This is a genomic window from Mycoplasma zalophidermidis (genome assembly GCF_024742155.1).
Taxonomy (GTDB): domain Bacteria; phylum Bacillota_I; class Bacilli_A; order Mycoplasmatales; family Metamycoplasmataceae; genus Mycoplasmopsis; species Mycoplasmopsis zalophidermidis.
Genome location: NZ_JANSFS010000001.1, coordinates 233886 through 255690, shown reverse-complemented (window position 1 = coordinate 255690; position 21805 = coordinate 233886). Strand labels below are relative to the sequence as shown.

Annotated in this window: 10 protein-coding genes; 2 read left to right on the top strand and 8 right to left on the bottom strand. The window is 30.3% G+C overall.

Features of this window, described 5'->3' with window-relative positions:
- Window positions 1–19 precede the first annotated feature (19 nt).
- Entirely contained in the window at window positions 20–1831 is a 1812-nt protein-coding gene (locus tag NW238_RS01070) for a hypothetical protein (RefSeq protein ID WP_258451646.1), read from the top strand.
- A gap of 382 nt (window positions 1832–2213) precedes the next feature.
- Here the strand turns inward: NW238_RS01070 and NW238_RS01065 are convergent, their stop codons facing one another.
- Window positions 2214–3182, bottom strand: a complete 969-nt coding sequence (locus NW238_RS01065) for a glycosyltransferase family 2 protein (protein WP_258451645.1) — start codon at window positions 3180–3182, stop codon at window positions 2214–2216.
- Between the two features lie 138 nt (window positions 3183–3320).
- Complete coding sequence (gene galE, locus NW238_RS01060; protein WP_373889496.1) at window positions 3321–4106, bottom strand: UDP-glucose 4-epimerase GalE; 786 nt, start codon at window positions 4104–4106, stop codon at window positions 3321–3323.
- A gap of 582 nt (window positions 4107–4688) precedes the next feature.
- On the opposite strand from galE, the gene trpB reads away from it, so the two are divergent.
- Window positions 4689–5933 (top strand): tryptophan synthase subunit beta, encoded by a 1245-nt coding sequence (gene trpB / locus NW238_RS01055; protein ID WP_258451644.1) that lies wholly within the window; start codon window positions 4689–4691, stop codon window positions 5931–5933.
- An 81-nt stretch (window positions 5934–6014) separates the two neighbouring features.
- Here trpB and NW238_RS01050 read toward each other — a convergent pair whose 3' ends face one another.
- Genes NW238_RS01050 through NW238_RS01025 form a run of 6 tightly spaced genes read right to left on the bottom strand, consistent with a single transcriptional unit; the run spans window position 6015 to window position 21804 of the window.
- Window positions 6015–7361: an ABC transporter ATP-binding protein gene (locus NW238_RS01050; RefSeq protein ID WP_216505661.1), complete on the bottom strand. Its 1347-nt coding sequence runs from the start codon at window positions 7359–7361 to the stop codon at window positions 6015–6017.
- A 3-nt stretch (window positions 7362–7364) separates the two neighbouring features.
- Window positions 7365–8897, bottom strand: a complete 1533-nt coding sequence (locus tag NW238_RS01045; protein WP_258451643.1) for an ABC transporter ATP-binding protein — start codon at window positions 8895–8897, stop codon at window positions 7365–7367.
- Between the two features lie 9 nt (window positions 8898–8906).
- The gene (locus NW238_RS01040; RefSeq protein ID WP_216505663.1) at window positions 8907–9890 is read right to left on the bottom strand and encodes an ABC transporter permease; all 984 of its coding nucleotides are present in this window, start codon (window positions 9888–9890) and stop codon (window positions 8907–8909) included.
- 5 nt (window positions 9891–9895) lie between these two features.
- The gene (locus NW238_RS01035; RefSeq protein WP_171111763.1) at window positions 9896–10969 is read right to left on the bottom strand and encodes an ABC transporter permease; all 1074 of its coding nucleotides are present in this window, start codon (window positions 10967–10969) and stop codon (window positions 9896–9898) included.
- 11 nt (window positions 10970–10980) lie between these two features.
- Window positions 10981–13875 (bottom strand): ABC transporter substrate-binding protein, encoded by a 2895-nt coding sequence (locus NW238_RS01030; protein ID WP_258451642.1) that lies wholly within the window; start codon window positions 13873–13875, stop codon window positions 10981–10983.
- A gap of 12 nt (window positions 13876–13887) precedes the next feature.
- Entirely contained in the window at window positions 13888–21804 is a 7917-nt protein-coding gene (locus NW238_RS01025) for a PDxFFG protein (protein ID WP_258451641.1), read from the bottom strand.
- Window position 21805 lies beyond the last annotated feature (1 nt).

Here is a 21805-nt window from a genome sequence, read left to right as displayed (position 1 = left end):
AAACATTTATAATTAAAGTATGAGAAAAAACAAACTTAAAAAAAATATTATACTATCAATACACACAACTGCCGTTTTAGCCACAACGATGTTTTCCTCATCCTGTTTTAATAGCAAAAATAATGAATCCTTTAAACATCAAACACAAGGTCGTACTGGTAAACCTGATACTTCAAATATAACTCCATCAACACCAGCTATTCCACCTTCAACTCCCCCAAAACCAGTGGAACCCAAAAAACCATCAAAAAACGTAAATGAAATAGTATATTCTTATGATAACTTATACAACACCAAAGCTTCGTTGGATTATAACCCTGCTGTTTTTAACGATACAGGCACATTTCTTACAAACTATAATCCAGAATTTAAAATTAGTAAATATAATCTAATTTTTAAGCATCCAACCGCTATGTTCTATTACTCAGGTATTAAAAAATACTACGATTACATCTTGCAAGTAGATAATATTAAAGATAAAGAAGGTATTAAAAATAGAATTAAAAAACTTCTAACAGAATCAAAACCCGAACAAGAAAAAATAAATAATGGTTATTCTACTGAAAGACTGGGAAAAATTTGATACGACGCAATAACTTATGATTTAAACAAAATCATTGCTGTCTTTGCTGACTTTTACAAGCAACGCACTCAATACGCAGAAATGTACCACGGCGTATTACCATTAGATTACGAAAATAATGAAACAATTCTAAAAACACCGCACCTCGACGGCAACTGATACCAATATCAAGACGAACACTTGAATGAGGAAATCAAAGGCCAAACATTCTTATCATATAGAGATATGTTTAAAGTCTCTAAAAACTTCTACGAACGAACGGATAGACATTTCTTACAAGAACGTGTAAAACTAAATTCAGATAACATTTTACACTTAGACCCAGTCCCTAATTTAAACGTACCAAATTTAAACAAATCACAAAATGATTATGTTGATAAATGATACAATACTCAATTCGAATATTATGGTCAAGCCCAAGATAATAGTGATTTTATTGGTGTATATCCAAAAAACTATTATGAATGACTACCATTCGACAAAAGACTATGAGAACCACAATTGTTTTACAATAGTCCACTCATTTTAGCACCTTTTAAACCAATTCAAAACTCAAATATAACGTCTAAACACTTAATAGTTTTAAAACACTATATTCAATTCAAACAGATTCTTACTTTGCTCTCACAACGCCCTTTAAAATCATTTTTTGAGTTATTAGACGATAAAGAGAACAAAGAATTACAACAATTTTATAAAATAAACCAGTATAAACAAGGATTTAAGAGTTTTATTAGTTCATTTAATGACGCTCTATATGACGTTATTGACCCGACAATTTATCTAAATTACATCGATGAATATGGAGTTAAGAGATTCTTTTATGACGAATGAGATGAAAGTTTATCATATGGCCGTAAAGGGCACGTACAACCATCAAACCAACGCCAGATGTATATCTTTGCCCTTAACTTATATAATAAGCTTATAATGCCGTTTAATTACATATTAAACAAAACAGAAGGTCTACAACACTTTGCACCAATAGCAGAAAACAAAACCTTCAAATGAGCATTCTACGAACAATTCTACAAACCTGAATTTGGTTCAATCGCAAAATACACAGACACTGATGCTGTCTCAAAAACAAAGACAGCAAAAAAAGATATAGCTAAATTCCTACAAACTTCTAATTTTGTTGATGATAAACCAATTAAAAACTTATTGGGACTATATGAAATTATTTCAAAAGATATAGCAGGCAACCAATTTAATGAGCTTTGATTAAACCCTAAAGTTGTTAAATAATGTTTATGTAGCTTACTTCACAAACCGACATTTTATTGTCGGTCAAACGAAAAAATAGCTATAAATAATAAAATTCAAAATATTTTGCTTTTCTTTAAAAATATAGTATACTAATTACAAATGAAAATGACCGGTTATTTAGTAAAATAAATAATGTCTGGCTAAGTCTCCGACGAAGAGCGGTTAAAGAACTAATGGAAACATTAGTTTTTTTAATTCTTTTCGAATTCATGATAAAACTGATATTTTGAGACATCATGATCAAATATTTTTAAAATATAAATGCTGTCTTTTAGTTAAAAAATCATAACTGTGTTGTGAAATACTTAGGATTCTAATTAAAATGTAAAAAAACAAGCTCATAAATTAGCTTGATTCTGAATTAATCCCCTTTAAGTGCATTCATTATATGTTTATTATTATTGACAAAGATTTTTCAAGTCTGAATTGATGGTTTTGGTTTTCAATTATATAGCTTTGCTAGAGGTATAATATTTTCCTTTATAAATTTAACAATTTGTTCTTTTGTACTATGGTTTACTTTTCGATAAAATAAAACCATTAAAGCTAGATAGTTATAGAATTTTGCATCTATTAACTGAATTTTTTCTTTAGGTTCTTTAACATCTGCCTCTATGTATTCAAGAGCTTTTTTGTAGGCAGCAAAGAGAAAATTCATTTTATTTCGAAAATTATCTCCACTGAAAGCCGAAAGGGAATTACTTCTTCTGTAATATCTAACTCCTAAAACATTAACATGAGCAAAGGATTTAGCATTGATAAATAATTTAGTTACCGGAGCAATATCTTCGAACAGTCTAGATTCAATCTTAATATTCAATGAATCAAAAAAAGATTTTTTAATAAAATTGCCTCAAAAATAAACAATATTATTAATTAAAAACTGAGAAGTTGTTTTGATGTTTGAATATTTATATAATGGTGGCAATATTGAATAATTACCTCTTTTTGTTTTGAAATGATAAAGAACTTTACTTGTTACTGTATCAGCATCAGTCTCAAGAGCTTTTTTAGACATTTTTGCTATAGCATTTTTACCTAGGTAGTCATCATCGTCAAGAAATAAAAAATATTTGGTTTCACAATTTTGAATCAAAATATCACGCACTTTTCCTAATCCGGAGTTTGTTTCCGTACGAATTACCTTAAACCTTGAGTCATCTTTCACTTTGTCTTTAATAAATTCATATGTACCATCGTTACTTGAATCATCACAAATTACAATTTTAAAATTTTTTTGTTTTTGTCACAAAATGGTTTTTAGCGTTTCTTCAAAGTATTCCTTAGCTTTGAAAACTGGTACTAATAAGGTTACGATAGATTCGTCCATTAATTTTCTTTTTTAAACATTATTTATTCAGTTTGTTAATAACTTCTCGTCTTCATTCAAATTCGCTTTTTGCAATATCTTCAATGTCGAATTGAACGTGAAAATTCATTTCCTCAGCGATTTTGGTTGAGTCAGCTACTAATAATCCGGGTCCCCCTCTCTTCTATTGCTCAAATGATACTTAATTTCAATATTATTGGCTTTTTCAAATGCATTGATTATTTCTAAAACAGAATAACCTTTTTTTGAGCCAATATTAAAAATGTTTGAATCATGATTGTCTAAATAACTTACAGCTTCTATGTGTGCTCTAGCCAAATCGCATACATGTATGTAATCTCTAACACATGTTCCATCTGCAGTATTGTAATCATTACCGAAAACTTTTAGCGGTTGTGTTAAATTAAAATATGATGAACTAATTGCCGGGATAATGTGATTGACTTTACTTTGATTTTTAGTTAAGTAACCTATTTTTAAACTATCAGATGCACCCGCAACATTAAAATATCTAAAAATAACATATTTAAATGAGTGAATTTTAGCTAAATCCTTAATAATATTTTCGACCATCAGTTTACCGTAACCGTAAGGATTAATTGGTTTTTGATCATCAGTTTCTTTTAAAGGTTTACCGCGGCCTAGACCGTATGTAGCCGCAGTCGAAGAAAATATTAATTTAGGAACATTGTATTTTTGAATGCAACTTAAAGTGTTTATTGCTCCGACAACATTATTCTTATAATAATTTATCGGTTGCAAAACTGACTCACCAACAGCGATTTTTGCCGCTAATAAAATGACAACATCAATCTTATTTTGATTAAACACATTCTCTAATTCACCTATTTTAGTAAAGTCCCCTTCAATTACTTCCGCTCCGGTAGTAAATTCTCTAAATCCAGTTGAAAAATTATCAAAAATAGTTACTTATTGTTTTTCTTTTAATAATTGTTCTTTTATATGTGAACCTATATAACCAGCTCCGCCAATAAGTAAATACTTCATTATAACTCCTTAAATTTGCACTAATATTATAGTAATGTATCTTAATTATATATTGTCAATAATTAATTTAAATTTAAAAAGCAAAATAAACACATTTCTTGAAAAAATTCATCTAAAACATAGTTTTTTAATCCACAATCAATAATACGGAGAAATAATATTTTTATAAAAGTGGTACGGTTTTTAACCACAAAATGTTTGTAAATCTTGGAATATATAATATACTGATTACAAATAAAAATGACCAGATATTTAGTAAAATAAATAATGTCTGGCTAAGTCTCCGACGAAGAGCAGTTAAAAGAACTAATGGAAACATTAGTTTTTTTAATTCAATAATCAGGGAATACTTTACAAAATTTGTTGTAAATAAACTCGGGAATTATTATTAAGTTTAATTCTTGCAATTAAATGAATTGCAATACTCCACTTATTTAAATTGAATCAAAAGAAAAAACTAAAATCATATAAAATTATAATTACAGTATAGGAGTAATGATGAATGATAAATTAAAAAAATATTTAGATAATACACCAAATGATGAAGGTTATTTTGGTGAATTTGGTGGTTCATATTTGCCTGATGATTTAAAAGAGATATTTAATAATATTGCTACACAATATAAAATTATTTCAGAATCAGATGAATTTAAAAACGAGTTAAAAAATTTAAGAAAAAATTTTCAAGGACGTCCAACACCAATTTATTTTTGTAAAAATTTGAGTGCTAAATTTGGGAAAGCAAGAATTCATATTAAAAGAGAAGATTTAAATGAGGGCGGTAGTCACAAAACTAACCATTGTTTAGCTGAAGGTTTGTTTGCTAAAATGATTGGTAAAAAGAAACTAATTGCTGAAACAGGTGCCGGAAGTCACGGTTCTGCTGTAGCACTTGCTGCTGCTCATTTTGGTTTGGAGTGTGAAATTCATATGGGGGCTGTGGATATCGCTAAGCAACAGGCAAATGTTGAAAAAATGAAAATTTTAGGTGCTAAGGTTGTCCCAGCAACACACGGAAATCAAACGCTAAAAGAAGCAGTTGATTCAGCATTCGAGGCATATCGTAAACAAAGCGATACGGCCTTGTATGCTATCGGGAGTGTAGTTGGCCCACATCCATTCCCATTGATGGTTCGTAACTTTCAAAAAATAATTGGTGAGGAAATGCATGAGCAATTCAACACACAATACAATAAAAATCCTGATTATGTCGTGGCCTGTGTTGGAGGAGGTTCAAACGCAATTGGTTCTTTTTCTGCATTCCTGTTCAGCGACACGAAATTAATCGGAGTTGAACCATTAGGCAAAGGTAACAAGAAAGGTAATCACGCTTCTACTTTATCATTTGGCAAACCAGGAATTTTACATGGTTTTAAATCAATATTACTTGCAGACGAAAATGGTGAACCAGATGATGTTTATTCAATAGCTTCTGGTCTTGATTATCCTGGCGTCGGTCCAGAACATGCCTATCTAAAACAAAATAATTTGGCAACATATGTTTCAATTAATGATTTAGAAGCTCTTGAAGCATTCTTGTTGCTGTCTTCAACCGAAGGAATTATTCCAGCACTTGAATCTTCTCATGCTCTTGCTCAAGCAATTAAGATTGCTAAAGAATTTAAAGACAAAGAGATTGATATACTAGTTAATTTATCTGGTCGTGGAGATAAAGATTTGGTGTATGTTCTAGAAAATTATAAAAATGAGATTGAAGAATTCAGAAAAAATAATCATTATTAATTTAACGAGTTCAATATAAATATCAGTAATTTAGTAAAAAATAAAAAAGATTAGACTAAACAGCTAATCTTTTTTTAATAATTATTTTTTCATTTTGCTATTGTAATTTTTAGCATTTTCAACAAAAGAATCAATTTCAACATCTGAAGCTAAGACATAATGTTTATCAGCAACTTTTTGTCATTTTGGTTGAGTTTCTTCTGTGTAATCATGAATTGAAGGGTCGTATAATTTGCCAACCAATGAACCTTTTTCAGCTTCAATTGATGGAACAGCATCTAAAAGACTTTGGGTATAAGGATGGTGAGGGTTATAAATAACAGATTTTGTCGGTCCAACCTCAAGTAGTGTACCTTTATTAATTACAGCAATTCTATCTGAAATATATTCAACCATACGCAAATCGTGAGCAATGAAAATTATAGTTAAGTTGTACTTTTCTTTAAGTTCTTTAAAAATGTTAATTACTTGTGCTTGAATCGAAACGTCAAGAGCAGAAATCGGTTCATCAGCAATAAGTATTTGTGGTTGTAAAACAACAGCTCTACAAATACCAACACGTTGTTGTTGTCCGCCAGAAAATTCCAATGGAAATCTATTAAGAACAGTTTCATCTAAACCCACTTGATGTAAAATGTCAATTATCAGTTTTCTCTTACATTCCTTTTCAGTAAGGTTTTGTTCATTATCGCGTAGTTCTTTCCGTTCGCCCATAAATTCAATAAGTTTGGTAAAATCATCTACATTAATGACTTCTTTTAAATGGTTGAGTTCATTTAATGTTTCAACATGTAAGAAATCATAGAGTTGTTGTTCTGTATCTCAATGGTTTCTTATCTCTTCTCAAGGGTCATCAGAAAAAACTAATTTAGGGTTTATTTCTTTTAACTTATTATTTAATTCAATATATGTCTCAATATCTATATTAGTTAAATAAAGGTATTTTGAACATTTTAAATTCGTTAAACCTTCACCAACAACGGTTTCAACATTCTTAAAGGGGTTTAAACTATTTGTAGGATCTTGAAAAATCATTTGCACTTTATTTACCATAAAGTCGATAATGTCTTTACCTTTTTTAGTTCATTTTATAATCTTATCTTTGTTTTTAGGAATAACTCTATCTAAGATTTTAATTTGACCAAAGCTATGAGGGGTTAAACCAATTATTGCTCTACCAGCGGTTGTTTTCCCAGAACCAGATTCTCCAACTAAACCCAATACTTCACCTTGATAAATATTCAAGTTTAGATCTTTCAAGGCATAAAAGGTTTTAGCGCCATAACCATAAGTGACATCCATATTTCGAATTTCCACAATTGGTTTTTTGTCAACACAATTTAGCATTTCGTCGGTGCCGGGTCTAATTTGACGATAAACTTTTTTACCAAAATGTCCTGATTCAACATAAAATTTTTTTTGTTCCATGATTTATGCCTCCTCTTGTTCATTTTCTTTGTTGCGTTCGTCAATTAATAATTGTGTTTGTTTGTTCAATTCAGTAACTTTTTCTAAATCAGTTTGATATTGTATGTTTTCGACAAATATACCATCAGGATATAAGTTATTTAATCTATCAAAATATCTCTTCCATAGGTTTTGAATTACCTTAGGTGGTTCGTAAAATGGTGCTAATTCGTCTAGCAATGCCGACTTAACAAAGTGAGTTGGCGAAACATAATAGAAATCTGCTTCCTCATCTTTGTCTTTTATTAATGCGTAATCATTACGAACGGCAAAAGCATCACCTTTAATATTGTTTAGCGAACTAGGTACAGCGCCTTTTATAACATTAAGACGTTCATCATTGTTATAGTCAGGCATTGAAGAAATTAAACCTCAGGTGTATGGGTGTTGTGGATGCATTAACACCTCTTCACGAGTTCCAGACTCGATAATTTGACCAGCATACATGATGTTAATAAATTCTGAAATGGACGCAACAACACCTAAATCGTGTGTGATGAAGGCTACAGCTATTTTGAATTGTTCTTGCAATTCACGAATAATATCCAGCACCAAAGCTTGAACAGTTGGGTCTAAGGCAGTAGTTGGTTCATCCATTACCAGAATTTTAGGTTTTAGACTAACAATGGCAGCGATTGCAATACGCTGAATCATACCGCCTGATAATTCATGAGGGTAAAGCTTCATTACTTGTTCAGGATTATTAATTTTTGCTAATTTCAAATATTTTATTGCTTCTTCGTTAGCTTGTTTTTTGTTTTTACAAATGCCATTAATTAGCATCCCTTCAATTATTTGATTACCAACTTTCATAGTAGGGTCAAGAATTGACATTGGGTTTTGAAAAACGGCACTAACGATACGCCCTCTTAATTTAGATTTTTCTCAATTGAAAAGATTAAAATTATGAACTTCTAGACCATATAATTTGACGCTACCTGATTCAATAATTGAGTTATTACCAGTTAATCCGTAAAGCAATGAAGTAATAACAGATTTACCAGAACCAGATTCTCCAATAATTGAATGGATTTTTCCTTCATAAATTTTGAAGCTTGGACCCCTTAAAACTAGATTTTTTTCTCTTGGATTAGCCGGGTTTTTAAAAGTTAAGTAAACATCCTCAATCTCCGCAGCAACCTTTATATCTTCGCCTAAAACATGCTCAACTTTTGCATTTTCGATATAAGAATCAAAATCTATGTTAGATTCATTCTTCTTACCAAATTTGAATAAGTGCGTTAATCTATATCAAATGTTTCCTCAAAAATCTTTTGTGTTTCTTCAAAATGATTTATTTTGTTCCTTAGTTACAGTTAAAAGATTTTTAGGATGTGGTTTAGCTAATTTTTTTATCACCTGTGGATATAACTTCGTGTAAGGAGCTTTATTTTCAATGTTACCGATTTTTAATGTTGTTTTAAAATTTTCTGAATAGTATTCAATTTTCTGCTTATAAGATAATTTTCTTCAATCTTGAGAATTAATTTTTTTCATATGATTCTCCTATCTTTGTCTCAACAATGAATCTTGAATACTTGCTGATATAAGTTGTATCGACGTTGTTAATAAAACAAGCATACATGAAGGCAACAATACATAACGCGGATATGCTGTAAACACTTTAGAACCCTCAGAAATCAAGTTACCCAATGTCGGTATATCAATACTCAACCCTATGAAAGCCAATGATGTTTCACTAAGAATAACACCTGGAATGTGAAATACAATTTCGGTAACCAATAGAGGAATTACTACCGGTAAATAGTTCAATAATATTTTATATGTAGGGGTACCTAGAATTCCTGACGCTGAAACTCATTCGAACGTTTTAGCTCTTAACACCTGTGAACGCATTTGGTTGGCTATACCAGTTCAAGATGTAAAAGTTAAAGCAAACACCATAACTCAGAATGTTGGGCGTCAAACAATCGTGATTACAATTAATATGATTATTGAAGGAACGTTTGAAATAACTTTGATTATATAAGTCATTATAGTGTCAAAAATTTTAAAGTGGCCCATCATTATTCCAATCAATAACCCAACAAAAACTTGAATAATTGTAGTAACCAATGCTAAGGCAAGCGAATATCTTAAACCTCACCATAACCTTGCAAATAAGTCTCTACCTAGGTAATCAGTACCAAAAATTACTGATGATTTTTCGAAAAAGTTTAAATATTTATTATCAATATCTAAAGTATCGGGATTTGCTGTTGCAAAAGGAATAAAGATTGCACTGATAACCAGTACCAAAAACAATACTGCTCCAAATACTCCAGCAAAACTACGTGAATATCTGTAAAATAGTTCTTTTCATTTATTTTGTGGGTCTTTAATATGTGCTGATTCATGGTAATCTAATATATTACCCATCATTTCTCATTTTTTATAGTTTAGCGGTTGTAGGAAACGATTAGGAGCTAATTCCTTACCGTGTTCATTATTTGCTGCTGTATATTTTTTATTTATTTTTCAATCAAACATGATACCTACTTACTTCTTCTAACACGTGGATCAATGGCTTTATAAAGCGCATCACGACATGTGTAAGAAAGAATTGTTATTAATGAGAATAATGTAACCATAAACAAAATGATGTTGTAATCCTTTGAGGTTATAGCGTGTAGTAGCAACCCGCCACTACCAGTAATGAAGAATATTTGTTCAACAAACATACTTCCAATAAAACTACCGAATATAACAACCGGGAAAAATGTTGCAATTGGGAATAGAGAAGGTTTAAGTGCGTGTGTTCACACGAATCTAGATTTCGATAAACCTTTTAAATAGCAAAACTTAGCATGTTGCGAGTTAAGTTCCCTATTCAACTCAGTTCTAATGTATTTTATATATACAATTATAGAACTCAATGATAATGCGAGACCTGGCAAAATATACGTTGCTAAGTCAGTTTCAACATATAGATAAGGTATATTAATAGCCCGACCAATCAATAATAACCATAAGGCGAATACTAATGATGGAATTGATGAAAATATTGAAACAATAATTGTAGCAATATGATCAGGCAATTTATCAGGATTCATACCAACATAAACACCAACCGGAATTCCAATTAGCAATGTCAACATTACTGAGAAAATTCCAATCAAAAATGATTTATAAAATCTAATTCAAACAAAATCATTAATATCTTGTCCAGGGAATACTGAATATGAGATACCAAAATTACCGTGTGTTAAGTTTTTTAAATAGATAAAGTATCTTTCAACTAATGGTTTGTCAAGCCCATAAGTCGCTTCAATTGCTTTTGCCGATGATTCATCTAATCCGGCTGTTAAGGTTGTTGAACCAGGTATTGAGTTAATTAAGAAAAATGTAATTGTTACAACAATTCAAGCAATAGTTAGAAATTCGATCGCCATTATAAAGAATCTAATAATAGACTTTGCCAAAGGAGACTGAATATTTACAATGCTAGCAAACTTTGAAATTTTAGGTTTTAGCTTACCTGTAAAGTCAACGTAAGAAGCTTTTTCTGTGATTTTATTGCCGGACTGCTCAATGAATGATCTGTCCACAAAATTATTTTTTTGTTCCATATTTTCTCCTCCTATTTAATTAATGTTGGCAAGTCAGGTGATGGACGATTTGCCACATCATATGCATATTGCAATGAATAAGCAAATAAACTTTCAGTACCATTTACTCTTGAAACTTCTCAATATGTATCAACTTCCATTAACGGAATTACTGGTGCGGCTTCTCTAACTATTTTTTCGAATCCAGCAATAACTGCAAACCCATTAACCTCAGTTCAACCTTCATTTCTTTCTTCGTCTGTGTATTGTGCGGAGAAGAATTTCATATGACGCTTAGTATAATCATTTAAGTTTTCTCCGTTGTACATAACAGATAAATCAACTATTTTATCTCAAACATTTGGGCTCTTAGGTTGCACACCCAAGATTCTCAATCTTTGTTTTAAGTTTTCAATCTCTTTAGCTTTCTGAAGATCAAGTATTACTAATTTATTATTTTTATCTCTTGAATATCCCATTTTCGTGAAATAATCATGATATGTTCAACCGCCGGCAGGATTATTTCTGAATCCTGTTGTTTTTTGTTGTTTTGAATTGATTTCATCAGGTTTTAGAAAAACTCTGATGTAAGAATAAATATCGCTACCGAAGGCATCAAAGTTACGATATATTAAATCATATTTACCAGTTGTACGTCAGTCCTCATAAACATTCTCAGGTAAGTTTTTAATATCAATGTTGATATAATTGCCGAAAGCTTTGGCCATAAAATCTTTTAGAGCCAATCCGGCATTTTTTTGTTCATCAGTTGAATTCGAAATGAATTTCAATGTAATTTGTTTTTCGTTAGGATGAGATTTTTTGAATTCTTCTAGAAATGCACGAGCAACCTCTAGGTGGTATGCTTTATCGGTTCTGTTTACAGTTTCAAATCTCATTGATTTAGAAATATGATCGATATGTGCGTAGTTTTGAACCGGAATTGGAATTCCTCATTTTTTATCCTGGGCTTCCTGTTTAGCTTTTTGATAAATAAATTGGTTAAGGTAATTAGTTTTATCGCTTGAATCTTCAGGATAACTACCATATTTTGTGTACATATAGTCGTGGTCAAAACCAGATTCAACAGCATCACCATAGCTAGACGAAGCTTGACCAAAGGCTGTTCAAGTTATAACTGGGAATGAAGATGATCAACCTACGATATTTAACATATCATTTCTATCAATGGCATAATAAATTGCATTTCTTAAATTGATATCATTAACAACAGAATTTGAGTTAGTTTCTTTATCTAAGTTGAAAGCCAGAGCAATCGTACCGAAACCATTTGATTTCTTCATATATTTTCTAGTTTTTAAATCAGCCCAATATTTCCATTGAAGTACTGGTGGAATTTTAGAAGCTGATATATAACCATCTTCATACATTGCTGAGTTAATATTTGGGTCGTTAGAAAAGTAAATTTTGATTTTGTTGCTAATTGTTTTACTTGATGAATAATATTGTTTATTTTTTTCTAGCGAAATAAAACCTTGGGGTCCCAAAACTAAATCTTTGATATTGAATGGACCGTTAGTTAAGAAATGAGATTGTTTCAAACCAAACTCTCTAATTCCGCCAATTGATTCAACAAAACGACGATTAATTGGAATGATAATATTTGAAATATCATGATATGCATTATTGATATCAGTAGGTTGATACTCGTCGTAGGCTATTCTTAAAGTGAATTCATCTAAAGCTAGTACTCTATTGGTAAAATAATGTTTAGGTTTAAGTTTTTTGATAAATTCATTATCTAAAGTTGTTTGCCCGTTAGGCAACAAGTTTCTATACAACTTATTGACTTTTTCAGTATATAACTCTGTATTTTCATCAGAAAATTCAATATCACCAAGTTTATGTTTAAGAGCACGTGATTGTTCCAATAAATCCTTAAATTCCTTAGACGGCGTTTGTTTAGGATCGAAATATAGGTATTTCTTAACTTTGGTTGGAATTCTTTGAGGTATTGACTCTAATTCTTTATCTGAGTGAAGATTCACTGAATACTCTGGGTTGGGTAACATTAAAACTGTTTCATCTTTTTCAAAGTTGAAGTCAGGTGAATAAGGAATTGCTCCCAGCACAGTTTTATTGTCAATATTTCAATACATTCTGCCTGAATAAAACCCAAGATTTAAGGCAGCTTTTTTGATATTTTCTACTTCTTTTTCATCACCTTCAACTTGACTTGATCAAGGTTGATAACTTGGGTCGAAAACATCATATACTCACTCACCATTAACTTTTATTAATGGCGGGTATGCAAACGGATTTTTGTAAGCAACGGCATGTTTTTGAATGTATTCTTGTTGTGCCTGCATAATTTCACTTGATGATTGAAATTTTCTTTGTAACATAGTTGTTACTTTTTGAGAACCTGTTTCAAGGTCAAAAATATAGTGCATAGCATCAATATAATCATCAGCCCTAACTAAATCCCCGTTGCTTCATTTACTCTGTCCATCGTTTAATAAAACATTTAAAGATAAGAATTTGTTTGACGGTGTTTGCACGCCGTGTACTGCCAAATACTCAGATTGGTCTGTTGTGATGGTGCCCGGCGCTGAACCGAATCCATCTAAGGCATAAAATCTACCTGAGTTTTCTGGATTCGGGTTGTCTAGTAAGTATTTATCAAATGAACCATCCTCACTAGTTTGATAAATACCCATGTTAATTTTAGGAATATTTGCAAGTCTTTTAATTGACTCATTTGGACCAGATTTCAAAGGTGATTCAACTAACGATGGTAAAACTCTATTAACAGATGGATATTTAATGTAATTAAGTGAATTAATTGGGTCAGTTGCTAAACCTAAGTCATAGTCTTTTTTATTAGCACATGATAAAACACTCAAAGGTACAATCATGGCAGTAATAGATAAACTTGATTTTATTAATAAATTATTTTTCTTCATGTTGCTCCTTTATTATTTTGTCCCATTAAATTGAACACCAACTTTAAATACTGGTGTATTTTTACCATTAATATCTTTAATATAAACAGCAGTTGGTGCTTGAGAAAATGTTTTACCGTTTTCCGAAATACTTTGATTTGAACCTAAATCAATTTCAAGTGTTTTATTTCCAAGCTCATTATCTGAAAAGTAAATTTCATACTCGTGATTTGGAGTTAGTAATTTATTTGAATAATTCGACATTATTCCGTAATCAGAAACTCATGCAACAAATCCTTTACCTTTATGATGTCCGTTAGAATCTGTGTAGTCATAGACTTCATCCTTTAATCAGTGACGAGACGCCGGATTAGTTTCATTATTTACGTGTTGTGTTGTGTAATAAAACATATTACTACTGTGATTTTTATTGATTTTTAGTGTTTTTATTTCGCTGGTAACTAAATCTTTGAATACTAGATAGTTTGCTTTTTTGGCATCTTCTGAGTTTAAGTAACCAAACATAGCGATAGCATCCTTATCTGTATGTCTTCAAATATTTGATAGGTTACGTAATCCAACACCTTGCGATTGAATGTAATATTGTCAATAAGCTTTAGCGCGATTTGTAACCTTTTTACCTTCTAAATCGGTAATTGAAATAGTATCATCTGCAATCGGATTCCCTTCATCATCATAAATTCTAAAATTAAGCACATCTCTATATCAACGGTCTTTAAATCAACCATTATTAATTGATTTAAATTTTCCAAAATATGTAGATTGTCTTGTTGAATCGTTTGAAAAACTTGTTTTTTTGGCCATGTCGCTAGGAATAAATTCCATACCTAATTTATCAGCTCTAAGTTTTCCTTCAGCATCTTTTCGAGTTTCATAATTAGTAATTGTAGAAATAATAGAATGTTGGTTTGAAGAGTTCATTTCAATTAATGCTTTATTTCATTTCGCAGTAGGTTGGCCATCGATAACATACTCAAGACCTGTGTTAGATTCATTTACTCCACTAATAAAACTTGGTAGGTTTCTAAATTGCGAGTTTGAAGGAGAATATGTAATTTGTAAATTATCACGGTTGATTACTTCAGCGAATGAATAAGTATAGTCTGAGAAAAATTCATTGAATTTACGTTCTGTTTTTGTTTTGAAATATGAAACAACATCATCAGAAGGTTTGGCTTTTTTGGTAATACCTTTCACAAATGCTAACAAAATATCTTTAAGTGAGAATTTACCTAATCTAAAATTGTAAAGTAGTTGAGTTGAATACATTTGTGTTTTGTTATCAAGTATTAACTCATCAAACATAGTAAATTGATTTAAATCAACGCCATTTTGGTCAGCGAATTCTTTAAATGTATTAAATAATTCCTTTACAGAAATTTCTCAATTTGCTCTATCAGGATTTTGTTTACCAACTACAACATCATCAGATTTTCAAAGTCCGTACCCTAAATCTTTATCAAAAATTCAACCATAAGTTAACTCATTTTGACTATTTTCATTGATTTTACTATCGATTTCGCCTAAAGTTAACTCTTTGACAAATAATGCAAGTTTTGAGTTAATAAATCTGTTCATTACCTCATTGGCCAATAATTGTTCATCATTAGAATTAATCAATGCTGTAAGTCTTGCTTTTTCCTCTGAAGAAAGCGTTTTTGCTGATGCTAATGATTTAGTTAAGTTTGATGAAAATATTTTTAAATTAAATCTTTCTTTTACATACTCTAAATCTCAGTTAACTACTCTGTTATCTGGATCTAATTTTGCCTTTGTTGTATCAACACTAGCGAATTTCATAAATTGTTTATAGTCATTAAATGTAATGTTGTAACCATATTCTTTTTTGCCGGCTTTGACTACGTAATAACTTCCAAATAATGATTTTTCAACATCCTGCGAAAGAATTGATTCGTTGATTTTTAAGGATTTCATCTCTCAAAAGGCTGGGAAAGATTCATATTTAGGGTTGTTATTTACAATAGAACCGTCAGCCTTAACCATTAAATAGCTATGTTGATTAGCTTTATTTCCAACCAATTGAGAAATATAAGGTTTGAATCAGTTTAAAATAGGTTTTTGATGCAATTCTTTAAGAGTTGATAAATCCAATTCTTCTTCAAGGAAACCTCACGAGATTGCTTCAGGTAATTTTACGTTTGGCAGATATTGTTCAGATTCACTTAATCATAGCGATTGTTTACCGCCGGCCGAAACAAGTTCTAATGTCGAGCCGTTACCTAAATACATTGCGACAAGTAAATTGTTAAGATTTTGTTCTTCTTTTTTAACCCCATCAAAAGCATTTAAGTAATATACTTCTTGGAATGATTCTTTAAAATTAGGGTCTTTTGAAGGATTTGACGGGTCGAATAGCACATCTCCGTTTACATCATAAAATTTAGCTATTTCATAATTATCATGAATATAACCTTTTGATTTATCTCTTGATTTCAAATGATCAATATATGGCAATAACATTGCTTTATTGTAATTTGGATCGATTGAAGGAAAAATTTCAGCGTAACTTGGATATGCAATTGAAGTTTTAGGTTTTGTTGATGTATCTGTTGTGGCAAAGTCTCAACCATTAATCACAAATTCTTCAACTATCAATGATCTAATTGTGTCAATTGCCTCTTGAATTTTGTCATTAACAAACTTAATAGTTACATTATTACCTTCAGCATCAACTTGATAATATGAACTTCTTGGATCTTCAAAATCAATATTCAACGGAACATTAACTATCGGGGTTCCATCAACATTGTAAACAAGAACTTTTGTAATCTTTTTAAATTTGCCTTCGGCATTTCTTTCACCTTCAACAATCTTAGGTAATGCCACGCCGTTAACATCTTCAAATTCAATAAAATTGCCTTTTCCGTCTTTTATTACGCCTTTTAACATATCGAGCGAAGCTTTTTTGAATCTTCATTTTCCGTCGGCGTCTTTAACCATGTATTTTACTGGGAATTGATTATCTGAAAATTTCGTTGGGTTTAGCGTTCCAGAGTTTTGGTCTAAAGTATTCATCAATCAAAGGTCAAATACTTCTAATCATTTTTTGTCTTCCGGTGTATCAATACCATTAGCTTGTCTACGCAATTTGGTTGCTTCAACTAAACCTTCATAAGTTTGCAAGAAACGACGTTTTTTGTTTTCCATCGCTTGCTTAAGATCTTCGTGGCCTATCTTATGACCTCAGACATCCTCAGGGTTTTCAACAGTGCTTTTATCTGTAATGACCTTACCATTAACTTTTTTAGGTTGGTTGTAAAGCAAGTATTCACCTTCATTATTTTCTGAAACAACATTAGGCTGGTTCAATAGTGGTGATGAATTTAATTTTAGGTGTGTTCTTGCTTTAAGATACAAGTCAAGTGCTTTTCTTGAATAGTAGTTTTGAATATTTGGGGTGGCGCCAGGTAATAGAGCTGAACCATAAATTGGCTTTTCACCTTTATCGCCTAAATCTTGAGCAGAGTTTAATGTAATATGATGACCATACTCGTGAGCAGCAACGAATTTTAAAAAGTCAATTGAAATACCTTTATATTCAGTATTATTCATTGCCAGCAATGCCCATAAACCAACACGAGAATCGGGTGTAAATCCTAAATATTTTCCTTTTTCAACTTTGTATTCAATAACTCCGTCAGCATTTAGTTTTTTAACTAAATGTTCGCCTTCTAATCACTCGCCTGCTCATGGAATCTTATTTAATAATGTATTTGTAAAATTATCGTAAGCTTCAACATAAACATTATAAGTAGGTACACTAATTGTTTGACCATTTCCGTCGACAATTAGTTTGCTTCCTTCTTCTTTAATAATTGAAGGTTGAACTACTGCTTTATAGCCTAAAACATCAAAAAGTTCCTTAACTTGTTCAAGTTTAGAATCACCAACATTATCACTAGTGTTAGCATCTATATTAAATTTTAAATATTTAGTTGACATGTAGTTATCATATTTATCATTTTTAACCAGTTGTTTTTCCTTCAAGGTTAATATCAATTTTGTTCCTTGTTTTTGAACGCTATTTAACTGCATTCTATGAATGTATTTTTGAACAAATTGGTCAACATTTGTATCGTTTTTGATTATTCCTAAATTAGTTAATTTATCAATTAATTCAATTTTTGTGGAAGCAACAATCAGCGGATTTGTGCTGTTTATCTCATTACCTTCACCAGTCAATAGTGGTTCATGTCATTTTTTATTTTTTTGGTCAAGTTCTCAAATTTGTTTTGCTACAGAAACTGCTTTTTCAAATGTGGTTTCGTATTTTTCGTCAGCAATATTAAAACTATTAGCATTAGTTAAAAGTTTTTGTAAGAATTCAATTGGTTTTTGAATAAATTCATCATTATTAGCAAATAATTTTGTTTTAGTTTCGGTATAAATTTGTAGACTCTTATTGAAGCGATCAACTTGAGCTTTAGTGTATACATCTTTTAAAGGCGACGAATCTTTGCTAAATGAAAAAATAAAATTATCATTATTTTCGAAATCAGTAAATGTTCAAGCTTGTTTTAAAACTGAAATTTTATTCAAAGTGTTATAAACTTGTCCATCTTCGAACTTATTATTTTCCGCTAAATATTCATAGTAAAGTTGGTTGTTTTGCAACAAAACCAATTCCTTTTGTTTTTTATTTTTTTCATCTTGTGTTGGTAAATTATTAATTTCTGATTGCAATTTAGTTACTTTAGTTTTATAGTCTTGAGCTTTAGCATAATTCAATTCAAAATTAGATTTTTGGTATGCAATAAGCGGGTTGAATAAAACAGCGATATATTTTCTATGGCTATTATTTGTCGTACCATCTAAATTATATTTTCTAAAAATTGGACTAGAAACTAATGAGAAGTAATCAGTAATCATCTCATCAAAAATTCCACGATCCGCAGTTGTGCTATAAATTTTACTTTCATATGATTTAACATAATCTAAAGCGTTCTTTGCTTCCACTAAAATTTTAGATGTAGTTGATTCATTGTTGGCAAGATTCTTATTGAAAATATCAATGCTTTCAAATGCTGTAGCAACTAGCTCATTCATTAATTTTGATATTTCAGAATTACTTAAGTCAACTGAAGATAATTTTGATAATAAGACTGATAATTGCTTGTCATATAGCTGCAATTGAGATTTGGTGTAACTATCAAAATCTGATTTATATTCTTTAGAGATTTTAACCATTTGAGAATATGAAGAAATAATATTAGATAAAATTTTTGCAACTTTTATTTTATAAGTTTCAATGTTTGTTTGAATTTGTTTTCTTGTAACATCAATATCAGCCATAACTGATTTAAATGATTCTAATGAACCAACTAAATCGTTATCTTCTGTAATTAACTTAACAATTTCGTTATACAAAATCTTTTCTTTTGTTTTTTCGTCTTCGTATTCGACTAAAGATTTCAAAGTCATCACTTTAACATACTGATCGACATCTAGCTTATAATTGTTTCCTAAATCAGTCAGTTCTTGAATTGCCTTTTTAAATTCAGCAACAAATTTATCAAAACCTTTTGCGTTAACTTTATTATTAATTGAATCTGATTTTTTGACTAGCTCCTTGTTTTTAATGAAGGAATCTTTGATTGTATTAAATTCTTGATTATCTTTTGCCAAAGATGATTCAAGTGTCTCTTTAGGTTCATTATAGTCGTTTTTAACTGTTTTAAGCTCGGGAGCATAAACATAAAACTGTTTAGTTTGAGTATCACTTTGCGAACGTAAAAAACCATCAATATTTACATATTCACGTCAATTTATTTGATTTAAATTAGATATCTGTGATAGTTCATCAAGAGCAATTAATTGCGTTGGTAAAAATCCTAAGTCGTTTGAGTAGTAAACATAATCATTGGATTCTGGCTCTAATTTGACAAAGTTATTGCCGCCTAATATTTCATTATAAAATTTGAATAAAGGTCTATTTTGAGAAATAAAATCACGTAATTCTTTAACATAATCTGCTTTTTGTTTAATATTAGAAAATTCGGTAACAGGTGTATTGAATTTTGAAGTTTTTACAACGTTAGCTAACTTGTATAAACCAATTAGTGATTCAAGATGTTCAGGAGCAATTTTTGCTCTTCTAAGTATTTTGATTAATTCTTGATTAATCTTTGGTTCGTCCAATTTTGTAATTTTCTCAGTTAAGTCTTTAATTTTCTTATTTGCATTTTCTAATTCTTGGTCGCTAGGAATCATTTTTTTGTATTCTAAGATTTTTTCAACAGCAAAATTTACAAGTTGTTCTAGCTCATATTTATTTAATTCCAATGATTTATTTTCTTTTTCGATTTTGAATATTTCAAAGTTTTTTTGCTTTTTAATTACTTCGTCAGTTGATGAATTAATCTCTGCACTCAATTTTGTAATTTTATCTTTATTAGATGCTATTTTATTGTTTAAATCTTCTAATTGTTTTTGTGAGTTTACTTTATGCTCATTAAATTTATTGATAATTTCATCATAATCTTTATTTTTTTCAATAATGACTTTATTTGCGATTGTAATTTGCTTTCTTAGATCTTTGATTGAGTCAAGATCTTCCACTAATTGCACAAATCTATCTTTATTTAAAATATTAAAATAAATGTTATTAGCGAATTTATTTGAAAAAAGAGTCTGGATATCACTTTCTAAATTGCTATATTCTCTTTGGCCTCTTTCTAACCCGTGTGTAATGCTTTCAACATTTTCAGCACTAGCAAAATGATCACCTTGTTGATATTGAACATTTTCAATTGAATCGAAAAGTGCAAATGATGTCCCATCATTAAAAATTATTTTTAGATACTCATCTTCAGCACCGAATTCTTTCGCATCAATATTCGAGGTATAAACTGTCTCCACAATTGTTTTCTTAACAAATTTAAAGTTGTTTATATTTTTCAAAACTCCATTCTTATCATTGTTTTGGTATTTTTGAGCTAATTTAGCAAATTTTTCTTGCGCTTCTTTTTCATTATCAGCAAATACAACTGAGATGTAATTACTTTGGATATTTAGTCTAGATTTTTCGATATCGCTAAACGAATTATCTTTAATAATTGATGGTAAATCACCGGAAATTGCAAATACAGATTTATTTAATAAACCACGTTTATCATTAATTGTTCTAAAAGATTGTGTTTTTAAGGTTTCGTCTGAAATATTAGTTAAAGAATTATATTGAGCAATACTTTCTAAAAATTTTGTTAATTCAGAACCTGAAAGTAATTTTTTATTAATTTTATAAAGCAATGAGTCAGTCGCGTTTCCAGATCCTCCCAATTCACTGTGCAATGGAATAGAACCAAAAAACGCATCAGGGAAAAACTTGATGGTAGTATATTCTTTATCCTTATTTGAGTGAGAACCTAGTGTTATATTGTTACCGTTTAATTCAACACCTTTGACAATTGAAAATTCCTTAAGGGTGATAATTTCTGGACCTCACGAAACATTCTTCATAAATCATTGAGTGAATTCGTAAAAATCTTTAGCGCTTACAGCTTCAATATATTCATTGTAAAAATCAAACATACCGTATCTGATATTCAAGAATGGCATTGCATGATTTTCATTGTAATAAATTTTTAAGAATTCATTATAGTCCACTCATTTATCTTTGTATTTAACTGAACCATCAGGGCCTTTGTTCGGGTCAAATTCTCCGATTGTTTTATCTTTATCTGTATTGACAAAAGATAAAACGGCGCCAACGCTAGGGTCGACAAATTCGTTCTTAAGTTCTTTAGCTTCTGTCCCTTTTTCTAAAACCGGTTTAGTTGAATTGTATTTCATAATCCCAATTGTTGCTGCTGAAGCAAGCACAATAATTCCAAGTGAAATAGCATATTTAGGTCACACTAACGTTCTTCAATTAAAAGGTTTTTTACTTTTATTTTTCTTTTCCTTCATA